Origin of the sequence: Lactobacillus sp. UMNPBX15 (genome assembly GCF_002553785.1) — a bacterium.
GTDB classification, from domain to species: domain Bacteria; phylum Bacillota; class Bacilli; order Lactobacillales; family Lactobacillaceae; genus Lactobacillus; species Lactobacillus crispatus.
In genome coordinates this window covers 31,301-47,727 of the sequence record NZ_PCYV01000006.1, presented here as the reverse complement: position 1 = coordinate 47,727, position 16,427 = coordinate 31,301, and the positions used below count along the sequence as shown (strand labels likewise).

17 protein-coding genes and 1 other annotated feature are annotated in these 16,427 nt (G+C 36.6%); of the genes, 9 read left to right on the top strand and 8 right to left on the bottom strand.

Annotation, left to right across the window (positions count from 1 at the left end):
• Positions 1 to 5: 5 nt before the first annotated feature.
• Complete coding sequence (locus CP366_RS02990; RefSeq protein WP_089145293.1) at positions 6 to 1,109, bottom strand: YdcF family protein; 1,104 nt, start codon at positions 1,107 to 1,109, stop codon at positions 6 to 8.
• A 91-nt stretch (positions 1,110 to 1,200) separates the two neighbouring features.
• Here CP366_RS02990 and CP366_RS02985 point away from each other — a divergent pair, with 91 nt between their 5' ends.
• Together CP366_RS02985 and CP366_RS02980 are read left to right on the top strand one after the other, a co-directional pair.
• Positions 1,201 to 1,854 (top strand): CPBP family intramembrane glutamic endopeptidase, encoded by a 654-nt coding sequence (locus tag CP366_RS02985; RefSeq protein WP_061205046.1) that lies wholly within the window; start codon positions 1,201 to 1,203, stop codon positions 1,852 to 1,854.
• Between the two features lie 235 nt (positions 1,855 to 2,089).
• Positions 2,090 to 2,446 carry a hypothetical protein gene (locus tag CP366_RS02980; protein ID WP_013087062.1) on the top strand — a complete coding sequence of 119 codons (357 nt, stop codon included), beginning with the start codon at positions 2,090 to 2,092 and terminating at the stop codon, positions 2,444 to 2,446.
• 191 nt (positions 2,447 to 2,637) lie between these two features.
• Here the strand turns inward: CP366_RS02980 and CP366_RS02975 are convergent, their stop codons facing one another.
• On the bottom strand, positions 2,638 to 3,384 hold the full coding sequence (locus CP366_RS02975) for a helix-turn-helix domain-containing protein (protein ID WP_233197963.1): 747 nt from the start codon (positions 3,382 to 3,384) through the stop codon (positions 2,638 to 2,640).
• A 107-nt stretch (positions 3,385 to 3,491) separates the two neighbouring features.
• Between CP366_RS02975 and CP366_RS02970 the strand changes: the two genes are divergently transcribed.
• Positions 3,492 to 4,091: a DUF4097 family beta strand repeat-containing protein gene (locus CP366_RS02970; RefSeq protein WP_233197962.1), complete on the top strand. Its 600-nt coding sequence runs from the start codon at positions 3,492 to 3,494 to the stop codon at positions 4,089 to 4,091.
• A gap of 345 nt (positions 4,092 to 4,436) precedes the next feature.
• Complete coding sequence (locus tag CP366_RS02965; protein ID WP_098043576.1) at positions 4,437 to 6,005, top strand: ABC transporter ATP-binding protein; 1,569 nt, start codon at positions 4,437 to 4,439, stop codon at positions 6,003 to 6,005.
• Positions 6,006 to 6,029: 24 nt separating this feature from the next.
• Here CP366_RS02965 and CP366_RS02960 read toward each other — a convergent pair whose 3' ends face one another.
• From CP366_RS02960 to cbpB, 6 genes are all read right to left on the bottom strand, one after another.
• Positions 6,030 to 6,299 (bottom strand): Txe/YoeB family addiction module toxin, encoded by a 270-nt coding sequence (locus CP366_RS02960; RefSeq protein WP_089143204.1) that lies wholly within the window; start codon positions 6,297 to 6,299, stop codon positions 6,030 to 6,032.
• Entirely contained in the window at positions 6,286 to 6,594 is a 309-nt protein-coding gene (locus tag CP366_RS02955; RefSeq protein ID WP_005719967.1) for a type II toxin-antitoxin system Phd/YefM family antitoxin, read from the bottom strand. Before CP366_RS02955 ends, CP366_RS02960 begins: the two co-directional genes overlap by 14 nt.
• Before the next feature lie 107 nt (positions 6,595 to 6,701).
• Positions 6,702 to 7,871 (bottom strand): cation:proton antiporter, encoded by a 1,170-nt coding sequence (locus CP366_RS02950; protein ID WP_005721869.1) that lies wholly within the window; start codon positions 7,869 to 7,871, stop codon positions 6,702 to 6,704.
• A 38-nt stretch (positions 7,872 to 7,909) separates the two neighbouring features.
• Positions 7,910 to 7,966 (bottom strand) — a sequence feature (sodium ion sensor (DUF1646 type); this cis-regulatory element may regulate processes involved in with the transportation of sodium ions).
• 59 nt (positions 7,967 to 8,025) lie between these two features.
• On the bottom strand, positions 8,026 to 8,682 hold the full coding sequence (locus CP366_RS02940; protein WP_060461825.1) for a hypothetical protein: 657 nt from the start codon (positions 8,680 to 8,682) through the stop codon (positions 8,026 to 8,028).
• Positions 8,683 to 8,828: 146 nt separating this feature from the next.
• Entirely contained in the window at positions 8,829 to 10,691 is a 1,863-nt protein-coding gene (locus tag CP366_RS02935) for a heavy metal translocating P-type ATPase (protein WP_089143205.1), read from the bottom strand.
• A gap of 118 nt (positions 10,692 to 10,809) precedes the next feature.
• A complete protein-coding gene (gene cbpB / locus CP366_RS02930; RefSeq protein ID WP_013087056.1) occupies positions 10,810 to 11,280 on the bottom strand; it encodes a cyclic-di-AMP-binding protein CbpB in 471 nt (156 codons plus the stop codon).
• Between the two features lie 583 nt (positions 11,281 to 11,863).
• Between cbpB and CP366_RS02920 the strand changes: the two genes are divergently transcribed.
• The 5 genes from CP366_RS02920 (at position 11,864) to dltB (ending at position 16,391) form a co-directional block, all read left to right on the top strand.
• Positions 11,864 to 13,000, top strand: a complete 1,137-nt coding sequence (locus CP366_RS02920; protein ID WP_013087055.1) for a YncE family protein — start codon at positions 11,864 to 11,866, stop codon at positions 12,998 to 13,000.
• A 25-nt stretch (positions 13,001 to 13,025) separates the two neighbouring features.
• Positions 13,026 to 13,322, top strand: coding sequence for a hypothetical protein (locus CP366_RS02915; protein ID WP_013087054.1), 297 nt, complete (start codon positions 13,026 to 13,028; stop codon positions 13,320 to 13,322).
• 148 nt (positions 13,323 to 13,470) lie between these two features.
• Entirely contained in the window at positions 13,471 to 13,623 is a 153-nt protein-coding gene (locus CP366_RS02910; RefSeq protein WP_054832847.1) for a teichoic acid D-Ala incorporation-associated protein DltX, read from the top strand.
• Positions 13,624 to 13,638: 15 nt separating this feature from the next.
• Positions 13,639 to 15,153 (top strand): D-alanine--poly(phosphoribitol) ligase subunit DltA, encoded by a 1,515-nt coding sequence (dltA, locus tag CP366_RS02905; protein ID WP_089147892.1) that lies wholly within the window; start codon positions 13,639 to 13,641, stop codon positions 15,151 to 15,153.
• Positions 15,153 to 16,391, top strand: coding sequence for a D-alanyl-lipoteichoic acid biosynthesis protein DltB (gene dltB, locus CP366_RS02900; protein WP_089147891.1), 1,239 nt, complete (start codon positions 15,153 to 15,155; stop codon positions 16,389 to 16,391). The genes dltA and dltB overlap by 1 nt, the downstream gene beginning before the upstream one ends.
• The last annotated feature ends 36 nt before the right edge of the window (positions 16,392 to 16,427 follow it).

The window sequence follows — 16,427 nt, the reverse complement described above, 5'->3', positions numbered from 1 at the left end:
CTTTTCTAAATTACAGTAAATCTTTCTAATCCTGTCATGACTAAGATAGCTTGCAGGATAAAGAATAAAACGATTAATCCCATGATAACGAAATGACGGCGTTTATGCATGACAAACACACCGGCAAATTCGCGGATAATTGCGTTAGGCAAGTAGTAGAATCTGGTGTAAGCACCGACACCATTGGCTTTTAAACCAACTTCTTTAGCTAAAAGGCCAGCGCGAAAAATGTGGTAGTTATTGCTGAAGAAGCGTGCTTTGAAATGAGTATTACCGAAGTCTTCAGTAGCGATTTTTTTAGAAAAAAGCATATTTTGGTAAGTATTTTTGGACTGGTCTTCTAATAAAATGTGGTCAACGGGGATCCCACGGCGTTGTGCAAAACGAGACATGGCGAGTGCTTCTGAGATCTTCTCATCAGGACCTTGACCACCTGACATGATCAGAATTGGCCGCTTACGTCCCTTTTGGTATTGACGGTTAGAGTATTGAATCGCACGATTAATTCTGGCTGCCAGCAATTTAGACACTTGGTCACCGTTGATCAAGCCAGCTCCCAAAACAATCAAATAGTCTTGATGATAAGTGCGAGGATAGATTTGGTATAGGAGCAAATTTAGTAAAAAATTGTAGAGTACCAATCCTAGGTAGATTGCAATCGCTGGAATTGAAGCTAGGGCTATGCTGAGCCAGCGTGGCAAATATTTACCAGGTCCTAAAATCACGATGATACTAATAATTAAAGCCAAAAATCCAGAAATCAAAGTGAGTAAATTAGGTAGGGTATGGCTTTCATATTTCCAAACGAAATAGGCGTTCCAAAACAGAAAGATCCAAGCAAAAATTAATAGCAATGCAACGCCAAATAATGCAGCTAGAACTAGTAGGTCATAGGCACGTTGCAAGCCGTGACTCGTACTTTTGTGTACCATAACGGTGATCCAAGAGAGCATTGAGACTATAAAGATAGTAAACAAAACGCCATTAATCAAACGTCTTGGTTCGATAAGCCAAGAGATTAAAAAGACAAAAAATATCAGTAACATAAAGACTGAAATGTAGAAGAACTCACCGCGTCTCCCCAAAAAAGCGATGATCTGATTAAGCATAGATAGATACTCCTCCTTAGGTATTTTTTCTTATTTACATTATAATAGAAACAATGATTACTAGTTGAAAGAATCAAGGTGTGAATGAAAAATGAAGAGATTTGGACATTACCTGGGAAATATTGCAGGGGCTGTGTTGGCTTTGGTAATGTATTCTGAATTAGAAGTACTTTACTTTAGACCTCAGCGATTTGATTTCGGGCAATATCGCGTCTTCGTTACGGCGCTTGCTACGGTAATAGTTTTGTTTGCAATTTCCTATATTTATCGCAGGCAATTAAAAGAAGAAAATGATTGGGGCTTTGATGAAACACCACACTGGGACTGGCGCAGAATCGGAATAGCGATGATCGGTTTTGTACTGATTGTAGTAGGTTCGATTGTGATGCTTAATCTAGTTGGTGGCGGCGTTTCAAAGAACCAGGAAAGCTTGAATAAAATAGCGGAATACAATGCAGGTTTATTTAGGATCCTAGTAGTTTTCATCGCGCCATTTTGTGAGGAACATATCTTTAGAGGGATGTTTTTCAATATCTTTTTCACTAAGAAAAATACTAGAAATAAGTGGCTAGGTATTGTTGCAAGCGGATTTTTATTTGGCTATATGCATGATCCGGCATTAAGTAAGTATATCTTAGTATATTGGGTCTTAGGCATGGTTTTAGCTTGGGTCTATATGTCAACCAAGGATTTGCGCTATTCAATTTTGGTGCACATGTGCTATAACGCGTTAGGTTTTATTTAGATATTGAAACAAGTGTTTGGGAAAGAACGGCTTCTCAGACACTTTTTTAATGCTTTTGGACAAAAAATCCCCGCCATCGTTATTATAGCAACACTTTCAGACGACTGAATTATTTTTGAAAAACTTTGAATTATCCCTTGCAATTAATAACATATGTTATACAATAAAGATGCAAGGAATAAGGGAACAAAAAGTTCCAACAAGTTAAGTGATATATAAATTAGAGGTATTCATTATGTTAGTTTCAAAGAATTTAGTTAAAGTTGTTTCAATCGCAGTTGCTTCAATGAGTTTAATGGGTGTTGGTGCTTCAGTTAGTCAAGCAGCTAGTTTTCCTGCTCCAAAGTTAGGTGTTGCCGAAACTATGCCAACTGATCCTGCAATTAAAAAGGGTGACAAGATCTTTGTTACTGTAAAGGACACTAAGAACCAAAAAGTTAATGTTTTGGACGCACAAGGTCACAAGACTAGCCAAAAGGTTTCAATGGGTTCAACTTACACCGTTAAGGATGTTAAGAAAGCTGCTGGCAAGAAGATCGTCAAGATCAACAAGAGTCAATGGTTGAACATCAAAGACGTTGTAAAGGATTAATTAAAAGCTAAAAATTTGTAAGCTTGCATAATGAATACCATGTCAAAAGCCGTGAAAGTAAATTACTTTTACGGTTTTTAATTTTCTTTTTCTGGCCAGATTTGTTGTACGTCTTTAAAAATCTCAAGCCATTTTTGAGCAACTTCCATGCAATTCAGCTGAACTATGGTATCAATCATTGCCAATACAGGCTATGCGTTGAGAGTATGGCAGTAGTCGATAATTTTTTGTAAAAGGGTCAATGTTAAACTAAAGAACATGAGATAGAAGCGAAGTTCTATCTTTTTTAATTCATTAAGAATTTTTTGAGCGTAATCTAGCTTCTTTTTGAAAACTAAGGCAATAACTGTATCAGATAAACCACCTATGAAAATGGTGGTGTTTTCGTTCAAACTTTCTGTAGGATGAAAGTTGTGAATAATTCGCAGAGCAATTTGATAGCCGATTTTAGAATTTAGCAAAAACGGTGAGTTAGCAAAGAGCAAAATATTGTATTTAGACCAAACGGTGTTGTGAAGCAGGTATGAACCGATTCGATTAATGTCTGCAGGTGTTAGATAGTTTTTACAAGTCATGAGAAATAATTGATTGCAGACAAGAATGATGTTTTTGAGTTCGAGAATATTTTTGGTGGCGTGATAATGATTTAGCTGCTCCTGAACAAATTTTTCGAGTACCTTTGTATCATTGTCTTTAATGGCCGTTATAATGTCGTCTGGCAATGTAAATTCTGTTTTCATTGCAGCGTAATGCGTGAATTCGTTAAGCGTAATGTTGATGCGCCTGAGTAATGCAATGGCGGTGCTAAACTCAACTTCTACCTGATTGTTTTCCCAGCGTGATAACTTGGAGATTGAACAAATACCCTTGCAGGCTTCAGTTTGAGTGATTTCTTGATCTTTGCGCAATTGTTTGTAAACTGAACCATATTTGAACATAATTTTTTACCTCGATTTGCAGATCTGCAAATATGTTAGATTTAGGCTTATTATCTTGCGATAATCAAAATACATCAAGTACTTGGAGGAAAAAAGGTAAAAGAAACATGAAAGTAATTATCTTAATCGCAGTTTTAGTGTTAGCAGTGGGAATAGGGGTAATGATTAAAAAAGACACTACAAGTCCGATAGTGCAAAAACAGTTAACAAGCAAAGAGTTTGATCAAATTGAAGTAGATGTTGCTAATGCAAACATTAAAATTCGAAAAAGTGATCGCTATCGTGTAACTTATAACGGTAGAGAAAAATTAATCCCATCAACTAAAATTGAAAATCAAATTTTGAAGGTTGAAAGCAATACAAGCTCAGTAAATATTAATGTGAATATTTTTGATTTATTTAAAAAGAATGCTGTTGTTCCAGCAATTACCATTGAAGTACCAAAAAAGGAACTTGATAAAGTGACGATCGATAGTTCAAACGGTAATGTAACAGTGAAAGATCTTGCTCTTAAGCGAGGTCAAATCGATACTTCGAACGGTAGTGTTGTGGTTAGAAATAGTGTGGCTCAAGGATATGACCTTGATACATCTAATGGACGAATTGCAGTGAATGGACAAGATGAAGGCGACACATATAGCCAAAATGACGTCGGGGATAATGTGCTAGAGATTGATACTTCAAATGGAAATATCACAGTAAATTAGGAATGATAAAAAGCGCAATTTTTGAAGGTTGCGCTTTTTTAATGCTTTTAATCAAGAAGATCTGGCTTATGTTGCTTTGCATATTTGAAAATTAAGTGAGCATTGGAATGCATAAACTTTTCGAAAAACTTGATTTGTTCTTGGCTAAATCCATCATTATTTAGCCATTTATATGTAGGTAAAATAGCTCTTGCTTCATTGAAGCCCCAAACGGCAACATAATAAATCCTCCTCTCGATTTTTACTTAGTTTTAACCAGCTTAAATTTGCAGATCTGCAAATTTTCTGCATTTTTCGTCATTATCCTGCGATACTAGCCTCAAGTAAAATACAGGAGGACAAAAAATGATTTACAAATATTCTTCACATGCAAAATTCATTATGTTAACTATTTTAGGCTTGATTGCTAGTACACAACAAATCATTTTTGCATATATGGTACAGACATTGACCAATGTTGGTACGCAAAGAAGGTTTGGCGATTTAGCACAATTTCTAGTTATTGTTATTGGGGCGTTTATTGCGACTTTTATTGCTTCGCTGATTTTCAATCGGTTAAAAACAAGTGCTATTCAAGAGACTAATACGACGCTGCGAGCTGGTATTTTAAAGGGGATGCTGGGTCAGACTAGCGAAGAAAATACTGCTAGCTTAGGCTTTTTAACTACAGATTTTAAACTGCTGGAAACTAATCGTTTTGATGCCGAAATTGAAATAATGATGCAGGCCTATATGATTGTCTTTGCGCTAGGGTATGCTTTATATGTTAATTGGTTAGTTACATTATTATTTTTAATCGGTTCATGTTTGCCGATGCTGGTTTCTAATTTATTTCAAAAGAAGATTCAAACTACAGCAGAAAATTGGACAACTGCTAATGATAAATATGTTAGTCATATTAAAAACTTTCTGGTTGGTAGCACAACATTAAATTTATACAACAAGCGCGATAATGCGGTTAAGAAAAATCAAGTTTTGATCAATCAATTAGAAGATGCTTTGCGTAAAATGAACTTACTCAATCTAGATACTAGTTCTTGGATTAACTTGATTGCTAGTTTATTTACGTTCTTAACCCCATTCTTAGTGGGAATTTACATGGTGGTTAAGTGTCAAACTACTTTAGGTGCCTTATTTGCAATCGTTCAACTGTCAAATTCATTTCTTAATCCAATTTTGACTATTTTAGAAGATCGAAACAAATTATCAACAACTAAGAAAATTGTCGCTAAGGCAGAAAAATATATTGCCAAGGGCAAGGTTGAAAAGAAAGAGACCAATTATAATTTTGCAAAAATTCAAGTAGAAGATCTTGATCTTACTAGAAAAGGTAAAGAATTAGCTAATCAAATTAACTTTGCAGTTGTAAAAGGTCAAAAAGTTGCAGTTATTGGACCATCTGGTGTAGGTAAATCAACGTTATTACAATTCCTATTAACCGGAAAGCATGGTCATGCCAAGGAAATATTGCTTAACGACAAAAAGCAAAAGCCAGGCTCGTTTACAGATTTATTCGCTTATGCTAGCCAGTCCCCAGTAATTTTTGCCGATACCTTGTGGTTTAATCTCACTTTAGGTGCAAATATTTCCCGGGAAAAGGTGAGCGAGGTGTGCCAAAAATTAGGCTTGGATCAAATTATTGCTGAAAAAGGCTGGGACTATTCCTTGGGTGATAATGCGGATCAATTGTCTGGGGGACAGCTAGCTAGAATCGAACTAGCACGGGCAATTTTGGCTGATAGGTCGGTTTTGCTACTAGATGAAATTAATGCATCCCTTGATAAGAAGACATCAGACCAAATCCATAATTACTTGTTAAACTCAAACCTTACCTTTATTGAAGTAATTCACCACTATGAATCAAATGAGTTGCAGAAGTATGACCAAGTGATCGATTTAGGAAAATTGGGTTAAACAAAAAAGCTCGAAAGAGCTTTTTCATTTGGAATAATGGTATTTTAACTGCCATATTTGTAATTCTGTTGCGGTAACTGAATAAACCATGCGATCTTTATGATTAATTTGTCGAGACCATGCACCACTTAAATTCGCTTTTAGCGGCTCAGGTTTTCCTTTCCCAGTAAAAGGATGGCGTTGGCATTCTTTAATAAAATTATCAATCTTTTGGGAAGTCTTCTTATCCTCTTTTTTCCATTCAAGATATTCATTCCAGGCATTGTAGTTAAAATTAACGTTAAGCTTCGTCATCTTTAGTTAAAGCCTCGAATTCTTCTGGGGTTAAAACTTTATTTCGTTGATCTTGGTTTTCAAATGATTGTTTAGCTTCAGCTAATGCATCGCGGTTAGCTTTAGTTCCTAGAAGATATGAAGTTTCTTGCCATGAATCATATTCTTTTTGAGAAATAATCACAACATTTTTATCTTTGGGACGAGCTACTATAACGGTAGTATCATAGTCATTAATATCATCAGCAATTTTCTTAAAATTATTGCGCAGGTCACGAGCGGTAACAGCTCTAATATTGTTTGGAGTTTGTAACATATTTCTCACCTCTCACTATTGATTTTACCATGTAGACACAATTGCGTCTATGATAAGCCGCTTGTAAAATTAAACTATTAAAAAATCTAGCGAATGCTAGACTTTTTCTACATAAATTCCGTACTATTTTGACTCTTTTTAATAAAGTAATTCAAAATAAATGGTGAAATAACTGTTGTAACGATAATTACTAGGATCAGACTTGAATAAATATCCTCAGGGAAGAGATGGTGGTTAATTCCGATTTGCGCTACAATCAGTGCAACTTCACCACGTGATACCATTCCAGCACCGACGATATTGCCTTCATTCTTATTGAAGCCAAAGATTTCGCTGGAGTATTTTCCGGCCCAGAATTTTGATAAAATAGCTAAAACGGTCATAACGATAATGAACCAGATATCCTTGAAAAAGCTGGCAAAAGTCATTGAAAGACCGATATCAGCGAAGAAGACGGGGATGAAGACAGAGTAGCCGATTGCGGAAACAGAAGAGTGAACTTCTTTGTATTGTGGTGTTTGACGAATTGCTAAACCACCGAAAAATGCACCAACAACAGCTGAAAGACCAACAAAATCAGCGGCCCAAGCCATGGTTAAGGCTAAAACCAATGAACCGATAACGACGGAATAGTCAACGTCGATTTTTTCAGAAGCTTTCATAAAGTATGGCGCAACAAATTTAAAAATCAGCCAAACAACTACGAAGTAAACTACTTCAATCAAGATATTAAGCAAAAAGTTATTAGTTAAGCCGCTCTTGCCACCTTCATGACTGAATGTAGTGAATAGACTCAGAACAACCACGGCTAAGATATCGTCAACTACGGCAGCACCTAAAATGGCTGTGCCGGCACGGGTGTGCAGTTGGTGTGCTTCTTGCAGCACCACAACGGAGATAGAAACGCTAGTTGCTGCAAAGACAATCCCGATAAAGAGTGCTTCAAGAGGGCGCATGCCAAAGAAGTAACTGGCTAAGCCCATGAAAACAACGGGTAGGATAACGCCGACTGTGGCGACAGTAAAGCTTAGCTTGAAGTATTTTTTTAATAAATCTAGATCGCTCTCAAGCCCAGCTAAGAACATCAGCAGAATAACCCCGAACTCGGAGAATAGACTGATGATATCATTTGGCTTAACCCAATTTAAGATAGCTGGTCCCAGTAAAATTCCTGATAATAGTTGTCCAATAACTGCAGGCATATTGAAGCGGGCGAATAATTGCCCCAGCAAAACTGTAGTTAAGAGGATTAAGATAAGTTGTCCTAAAAAATGCATATTTTCCCCTTCTGTAAAAAAACAAAAAACTTTCAAGTGCTTCCTGACCCAAAGAAGCGAATCTTGAAAGTTTTTATTGTGATAAAAACCCAACCGCTAAAAATATTTAGTTAAGTATAATTTTAATAGTTTTTTAACTTAGATGCAAATAGATCTAATATTTAAATTTAGAATCAAAACGTTTATCGGGTAAATCGATGAAGTATTTGTGTCCACCAAGATTTCCTTTAGTTCGATTGTAAAGTTCAATTAAAATATGATAAGTCAATACGTAGCCAGTACAAATAAGTGCAAATAGTATGAAGTAAGCAAATAGGTTTAGACAGAGCAGCACAATGCTAAAGCTAGTCAAGATGATAGTTATAGCAGCTACTAAAATATAAAATCTTTTCCAATTGTTAAATGCAATATGCAGAATAACTAGGATATTTTCTGCAAGACGACTAGCAAAATAAAGACCACTAATGAAACAGATACCAATGCAAAAAGCGATAAAGCTCTGGTGTCTCAAATAGGCTAAAATAGCTGTATTGATTAATGCAAGTACTGTAGAAATAGTCATGGCAAGATAGACCATTTTATCTCGAGCATGGGTTATTAGTAATTCACGATCAAACATGATTCGATCTGCTACCCAATTATATTCATCGATAAAATAATAAAAATTAGCAATAAATCCTAATTCCGTAAAAAATAATAAAAAACCATGCATGATAAGAGAGAAAACTAGGATTAATACACCTAAAATACCTAGCCAGGGAAGGATGCTAGAAATTCGCCGTGAACGAATAAATTTTTTCGTATTGTTCATCAAATCATCCTTCAAATATAATTTATAATTATTTATTCATAATCTCATTTGTTGATCATGATTATACTATGATTTTGTTGAAATACAAGTAATGCATAAAAAAAGCTCCAGAACCAAATCGATTCTGGAGCTTCTTCACATCTAGTCTATTTTTCTTCCAAACCAAATTGCTTATCACTTGGCTTAGTCTTAGCAAGTAAACCTAAGCTGATCGTAATCATGTCGACTACTTCTTGCAAAATAGCGCCCCAGAAGGCTGGGATAACACCAGTGAAGGCAATCAATTCAATGATAATAACGACACCAATTGCAGTTAAAACATCGATATTAGCAACCTTCATTGTGTGTTTAGAAATAGCGACTGCATCGTTAACTTTAGAAATATCGTTAACCATGATAACAGCATCGGCACTTTCACTGGCAGCAGTAGCACCTTTAGCCCCCATGGCAATACCAACATCTGCGGCAGTTAAACTAGGCGCGTCGTTAACACCATCACCAGTCATAACGACAGGACGAAGATCCTTAGGTACATCTTTGATAGCTTGAATTTTTTGTGATGGCAAAAGTTCTGAGCGAACATCAGTAATACCAGCTTCTTTAGCAACTTTTTCAGCAACTTGCTTGTGGTCACCGGTAAGCATCATGATGTCCTCGGCACCTTGACGACGAAGACGAGCGATAGTCTCAGGACTTTCAGGACGCATCTTGTCTTTCAAGGTAATATAACCTGCGAATTTACCGTTGATTGAAATGTAGACGGCAGTTGAAGTAACATCTAATTTTTCATCATCTGGAGCAACGAAAGATAATTTACCTACCTTAACGTGCTTGCCGTCAACATCGCCTTCGACCCCTTGAGCAGTCGTTTCTTTCAAGTTAGTAACTGCATGAATCCAATCCTTATTAGTAGCTTTAACTAAGGAACTGGCAATAACGTGGCTTGATTGTTGTTCAACACTAGCAGCTAAGCTTTGTAATTCTTTTTGATCAACTGAATCATCAGCAGCTACCACTTGGTCAACGATCAATTGGTTTTCAGTCAAGGTACCGGTTTTATCGAAGGCAAAAGTCTTAGCTTTGGCCAACTTTTCAAGTGTTGGACCTGACTTAACGATGATATGGTGAGCTGACATTGAGCTCATTCCTGATACCAAGGCAACAGGAGCTGCAATTAGCAATGGACATGGAGAAGCAACAACCATAACTTCCGCGAATCTTGTTGCATCCCCAGAAACGATCCAAGCAGCACCACCGATAATTAATGAAATGATAGTAAATGGAATAGCATACCGGTCAGCCATTTTAACGAATTTGGCAGGTTGAGCTTGTGAAGATTTAACCAATGCAACAATGGATTGGTATTCTGAATCTTTAGCTGCTTTGGTTACCTCCATTTCAATTGCGACATCCCCATTTACTGATCCAGACATTAGGTTATCGCCTGGCTTTTTAGCTACTGGAACTGATTCACCAGTTAATGAAGATTGGTCGAAGCTTGAAGTGCCCTTAACGATTTGACCATCGACAGGAACTTGTTGACCTGGCTTGATCAAAACAGTATCACCGACCTGCAGGTCATCAACCTTAACTTCGGTGATCTTCCCGTCAACTAACTTGTTGGCGATACGTGGCGTTTTATCAAGTAAAGCCCGTAATTCTTTGTTAGCTTGACCCGTAGCGTAGTCCTCCAGCGTTTCACCACCGGTCATCATTACCAAAATCATCCATTCAGCCCATACATCACCAATCAATATGGTAGAAACAACAGCGATAACAGCCAGGATGTCTACGCCGTAACGGCCTGTCTTCCAATCATGAAAAATTTCCAAGAGTAAAGAAATTGCCATCAAGATACCAATGATATCAATAATGATGGCATGAACTGGAAATTGAAGATTTCCGATTGAGAAGAGGCTCTTTGAATGCAATGCAAATTGGCTAATTAATCCGACTGCACCAGCAATCAAAACGACAATAAACTTCCATTGACGTTTTAAATTTTTCATAATTGCCCTCCCAAAAATACAAACATATCTGTCTACCGCTTAATTCTAACATTCTTTATTGGTCTGGACACAAATAAATGTTGGAGTAAAAAAAGCAGCCTTAAAGGCTGCTTGGAGGTTATTTTATTCGTTTTGTTTCGTAGTGTTTGTCATAAGTGTGAACTACATAGTTAAATGCCTTAATCCATTCGCGTCTAGTAAGTAGTCCCTGAAACACGCCGCGATCATCAACAACGGGCAAGAAAGCATTATTGATTAACAGATGCAGTTGCGTTTCTAGGGTAGTTTCAACGAAGTTTATTTTATCAAACTTAGTTTGCATTACATCTTCGACCTTTAATTTATCCAAAGGGGCAGTGGAAATCTCATCAGTCGTCAGCATCTTGTCCGTAATCATTGCCAAACTAAGCAGGCCAACGACTCGTTTTTCTTTGTCTAAAACTGGAATTTTTGAATATTTAACCTTAGTCAAAATCAAAAAGGCATGATAAAGAGGATTGTCTGCTTGGACAAAGGCAATTCGGCTAGCAGGGATTAAAAATGAACCAGATTTTTCTTCTATTAAATGTTTGATTGATGGTGAAAACATAGCGGCACCTCATTTCTACCTTAATTATACAGAAAAAAGTGCTGAAAAAGGAAAAGGCCCGCAAGTTTTTGCGGACCTTATTAGTTTCATCTACTTTGGAGGAGTAAGAATGAATGAAATAAAAAAGTGGGAGTATTGTAGCAAGTTTCTACCATCTTGCTACGGTTTATATAATACTGGGTAAATGTGAAGTAAAAGTGTTCAATTTATTATGAAAAGGTAAAGATTTGTTTGAGAAGAAGTTAAGGCATAAGAAAAGCTCACGCAACGCACGTGAGCCGAAAGGGATAGATATGAAATTGACTAATTGGAGTAAGTCAATTCTTTTTATTTTCATTATTTACTTGGAGGAGTATGAATGAAAAACAAAAAAGTTGAGTTGTAGTAAGAAATCTTTTCTCCTTACTACACTTAATAGTATAACCTTAAATTGTGAAAAAAGTGTGACGAATGTGCTTTATTTGCAAAAAAAATTATCTTTTTAGTAAAAATTGCTTATAGCAAAGGGCTAAAAGCAAAAAAATAATTATTTTTCGCTATAATTAGGTGCATAGCAAAACAAAAATGAGAAAGGAGTAATCTTTTGAAGAAGTTTGGTAAAAGAACCTTGCGCTTCTTTTTAGTGCTTCTTCTTTTAGCAGGAGTTGGAACAGGAGGCTATTTCGGTTACCAATGGTGGCAGAAGCAGGAGATGATTCGGCAACGGCCAAAGGAAAAACTTGCTAAAGATGGGACAAATACTAGTCCTGCTTGGCATAATTTCTCTAATTATCAAAAGGCATTGCGTGAAAAATATTCCTTTATTAATAAGGTATCTAACTACGTTCCACCACGCACGTGGGATGGAAAAGACTTTGTTTTACCAGGACTGCTGGCGACCAAAAGCTATGATTTTAAAACTAAAAAGGTAAATACAGCTACTGCGATGACACCGCAAGGGATTACTATAGCTGGTAAGTATATTTTGTTAACCGCCTATGATGGGGAACACGAACATGCTTCAGTCGTCTATGTTTTGGACAAAAAGACGGGTAAATATCTCAAGACAATTCAAGTAGCAGGGCGGCCGCACTTAGGTGGCATTGCTTATGATCCGGTTGCTAAAAATATTTGGGTAACTGGATCAATGGGAAAGTCATCGGCGCTAGCTGCTTTTTCGATAGCGGAATTAAAGTCTTACAAAGCCGGTAGCCAAATACCGATTAAATATAAGTATCAAATTGCGATTCCAGCGGTTGAAAAAGCCTCAACTGTAACCTATTATGATGGTCAACTGTTCGTAGGCTTCTTTAACATGTATGGTCGCGGCAAGGTTGCAGCTTATACAATTGCACGTAGCGGTAAAAATCGCGGCTCGATTACTAATAATGAAGTTAAATCCGTTACAGGAACGCTACGCTGGTCCGATCCAACTGGTGAAACGTCAATGGATAAGCAAATTCAGGGGATTGCTATTTATCAAAATAAGATCTTTTTGAGTCAATCTTATGGTAGTGGTGATTCAAAGCTTTATGTTTTTCCCACCTCAGCTTTGAATGCTCTGGACGAAAAAAATGCGGAGTTGGTGATTACCATGCCACCGTATTTAGAACAAATTACTGCTTATAAAGGTCAACTGCTTTGTGTATTTGAATCTGGGTCAAAGATCTATGCTAGACCAGAGATCGTCGTTATGGACCGTATTTTATCGATGAATATAAATGCATTGTTTGGTAACTAATCAAGAAAGGAACAAATAAAGAAAAATGAAGATTGACTACCGGAAAAGAGAGATTTTTCTTTTACGTTTTTCAGGCTGGTTTTGCTTATTTCCAGCAACAACGTATTTGTATTTGTGGCAAAGCACGCATTTAGTCTTTTGTTTAGGCGAAGTAGTTATCATTGCATTATTTGCGGCATTTTTGTTGGCAACCGCGAAAAGTGAGATGTGGGCTAAACCACAAAATGTAATGCGTTTGATGATTTTTGCATTAATTTTTGTGGCAATTATTATCTTTATTCCATTATTTTTTGCTTATCGGGATTGCAAGAGACAACAGTAAAGAAAACGCATTCGCAATTTGAAACAAATAACTGAAGATTTAAGAAAAAGTTTAAATTTGTTAAAATATAAGCTGTTAGTGCATTTGTTGCCACTATTTGTAGTAATATAGGGCAAAGACAAAAGTAAGATTACCTAAGGGAGAAAAAATGAATAAAAAGACGAAGGTTGATTCTCGAGGCAAACGTATTGGTATGTTTGTTTTGAAAACAATTGTTTATTTTGGAATCCTGATGGCTCTTATCTATTTATATGAATATAGTGGACTAACATCTGTTCACTTCATTTATAATGAATTTTAAGGTAGGTGCTATCACATGATTCAAGATGTTATTAAGAAAATTGATGAGATCGCCGCAAACGAACCAGATCGTGTTGTTTACGACTATCTCGGTGAAACTAATACATATGGTGACCTTAAAAAGCGTTCAAATGCGTGGGCACATAAAATTGCTAGCTTAGATATTCCAGAGCATGCTCCAATTATGATTTGGGGCGGACAAACTTTTGAAATGATTGCTAGTTTTCTTGGTTGTGTTAAGTCAGGTCACGCTTATATTCCAATTGCTAGCTATTCTAATGCAGAACGTTTAACGATGATTCAAGACGTTTCTAAGTCACCACTAGTTTTGGAAATTGATCCGTTACCAGAAGTTGATTTAACTGATGTTAAGGTTCTTAAGGCTAGCGAAGTTGAAGACGGCAATTTTAAAGTTGACGAGAAGAACTTCGTTGAAGGTGATGACAACTACTACATTATCTTTACATCAGGTACCACTGGTAAGCCTAAGGGTGTACAAATTAGTCACGACAATTTGCTTAGTTTCGTTAACTGGGAGTTGTCAGACTTTAATTTGCCAGAACATCCAAGTTTCTTGGCACAAGCACCTTACTCATTTGATTTGTCAGTAATGAGTCTTTATCCAGCACTTGTTTCTGCTGGTAAGTTGGTAGTTTTGCCTCATGATGTTACTCAAAACTTTGGTAAATTATTCCAAACTTTGCCAAAGATGCAGTTCAATGTTTGGGTATCAACTCCGTCATTTGCACAGATGTGCTTCTTGGACAAGACTTTTGATGCAGAACACCATCCAGACTTAAGTCATTTCTTGTTCTGTGGTGAAGAATTGCCACACAGTGAAGCTGAGATGCTTAAGAAGAAGTTCCCAGATAGTCATATTTTCAACACCTATGGTCCAACTGAAACAACAGTTGCTGTTACTCAAGTTGAAATTACTGATGAAGTTCTTAAAAAGTATGACCGTTTGCCAATCGGTAAGGTTAAAGAAGACACTAAGATTACAATTGATACTTCTAAGGGTGATAAGCCTGGCGAAGGTGAAATTATCATTAGTGGTCCTAGTGTTTCTAAAGGATATATGAACAATCCTGAAAAAACGGAAGCTGCCTTTTTCCATGAAGATGGTGCTGAGTATCGTAGCTACCGGAGTGGGGATGCTGGTTTCTTTGATGGCGATATGCTATTTTACCGCGGTCGAATTGACTTCCAAATCAAGTTCAACGGCTACAGAATCGAGCTTGAAGAAATCAATTTCTACTTAACTAAGAACAAGTTTGTCCGTTATGGCGTTGCGGCTCCTAAGTACAATAAGGATCATACCGTTAAGCAGATCGTTGCCGAAATCGAATTAAAAGAAGGCGTTCGTCGTCAATATTCTGACGCTGCTTTAACTAAGATGATTCGTGAAGACTTAGCTAAGAATATAATGCCTTACATGATTCCACAACGTTTTGTTTACCAAGATAAATTGCCAATTTCTCAAAATGGTAAGGTAGATATTAAGGCGGTAATTAAGGAGGTTAATAAGTAGTGAATTTTAATTTCATTAACTTACAGCCTTATTCTAATCCGCAATATTTCATCTATTTGATGATCGCATTAATTCCAATTATCATTGGGCTATATTACGGTCATCGGCTCAAGACATATGAAGCAATTTTTTCAATTGTTTTCTTGTTCTTGATTTTTGATGGTGATCACTGGGAGCAAGGGGTTAACTTATTAATCTGGCTGGTTTATGAATTTGCCTTAACCTTTGCTTATCAGTATTATCGTCACCACGGTAAAAATAAGACTTGGATCTTTAGTTTGGCTGTGATTTTGGCAATTATTCCATTAGCCGCAGTTAAATATTTGACCGCTTTTCCTGATAACTCAATTGGCTTTGTCATTGGTTTCTTGGGAATCTCATACGTAACCTTTAAGACAGTACAAGTTATTATGGAAATGCGTGATGGGGCAATTAAGAAGGTAGATCCGATTACTTATGCAAGGTTCTTACTCTTCTTCCCAACTATTTCTTCAGGTCCTATTGACCGTTACCGTAGATTTAAAAAAGATTATGATAAGGTACCTACACGTGATGCATATATTACTGATCTGCAATATGCGGTTAGATACTTGTTCCAAGGCTTTTTATATAAATTCATTATTGGCTGGTTCTTTGGTACTTATTGGTTACCAAAGATCAGTGCCGCTGCTTTAGTCGTTGGGAATGCAAACGGTGGTTTGAAGCTTTCATGGTGGGTACTTGCTTACATGTATTGTTACAGCATGTACTTGTTCTTTGACTTTGCAGGTTATTCATTATTTGCCGTATCAATTTCATACTTCATGGGTATTCATACCCCAATGAACTTCAATAAGCCATTTATTTCTAAGAACATTAAAGATTTCTGGAATCGTTGGCATATGACTTTGTCATTCTGGTTCCGTGACTACATCTATATGCGATTCTCTTTCTTTGCAATGAAGAAAAAATTGTTTAAGAATCGAATTAGATTGTCACAAGTTTCTTACTTCCTGTTGTTCTTAATCCAGGGTTTCTGGCACGGCTTAACGTGGTATTATATTGTTTATGGTATCTTCCACGCTTCAGCTATTTGTATCAACGATATGTGGCTTAGATTTAAGGGAAAGCATAAGAAGCAAATTCCATCTAACAAGTTTACTGAATGGTTCGCCATTTTCTTAACCTTTAACGTAGTTTGCTTCAGTTTCTTGATTTTCTCAGGATTTCTTAGTCAACTATGGTTCGGTTGGAAATAAGCTTATATAATATGGAATGATATTAATTAAGTATTT

Excerpts from the sequence above, each read along its gene's own strand:
- CP366_RS02950 (WP_005721869.1), bottom strand. The coding sequence starts at position 7,871 with ATGCATTTTTTAGGACAACTTATCTTAATCCTCTTAACTACAGTTTTG.
- cbpB (WP_013087056.1), bottom strand. The coding sequence starts at position 11,280 with ATGTTTTCACCATCAATCAAACATTTAATAGAAGAAAAATCTGGTTCA.
- dltA (WP_089147892.1), top strand. The coding sequence starts at position 13,639 with ATGATTCAAGATGTTATTAAGAAAATTGATGAGATCGCCGCAAACGAA.
- CP366_RS02965 (WP_098043576.1), top strand. The coding sequence starts at position 4,437 with ATGATTTACAAATATTCTTCACATGCAAAATTCATTATGTTAACTATT.
- CP366_RS02985 (WP_061205046.1), top strand. The coding sequence starts at position 1,201 with ATGAAGAGATTTGGACATTACCTGGGAAATATTGCAGGGGCTGTGTTG.
- CP366_RS02940 (WP_060461825.1), bottom strand. The coding sequence starts at position 8,682 with ATGAACAATACGAAAAAATTTATTCGTTCACGGCGAATTTCTAGCATC.
- CP366_RS02910 (WP_054832847.1), top strand. The coding sequence starts at position 13,471 with ATGAATAAAAAGACGAAGGTTGATTCTCGAGGCAAACGTATTGGTATG.
- CP366_RS02990 (WP_089145293.1), bottom strand. The coding sequence starts at position 1,109 with ATGCTTAATCAGATCATCGCTTTTTTGGGGAGACGCGGTGAGTTCTTC.
- CP366_RS02970 (WP_233197962.1), top strand. The coding sequence starts at position 3,492 with ATGAAAGTAATTATCTTAATCGCAGTTTTAGTGTTAGCAGTGGGAATA.
- CP366_RS02915 (WP_013087054.1), top strand. The coding sequence starts at position 13,026 with ATGAAGATTGACTACCGGAAAAGAGAGATTTTTCTTTTACGTTTTTCA.
- CP366_RS02955 (WP_005719967.1), bottom strand. The coding sequence starts at position 6,594 with ATGTTACAAACTCCAAACAATATTAGAGCTGTTACCGCTCGTGACCTG.
- CP366_RS02960 (WP_089143204.1), bottom strand. The coding sequence starts at position 6,299 with ATGACGAAGCTTAACGTTAATTTTAACTACAATGCCTGGAATGAATAT.
- CP366_RS02975 (WP_233197963.1), bottom strand. The coding sequence starts at position 3,384 with ATGTTCAAATATGGTTCAGTTTACAAACAATTGCGCAAAGATCAAGAA.
- CP366_RS02980 (WP_013087062.1), top strand. The coding sequence starts at position 2,090 with ATGTTAGTTTCAAAGAATTTAGTTAAAGTTGTTTCAATCGCAGTTGCT.
- CP366_RS02935 (WP_089143205.1), bottom strand. The coding sequence starts at position 10,691 with ATGAAAAATTTAAAACGTCAATGGAAGTTTATTGTCGTTTTGATTGCT.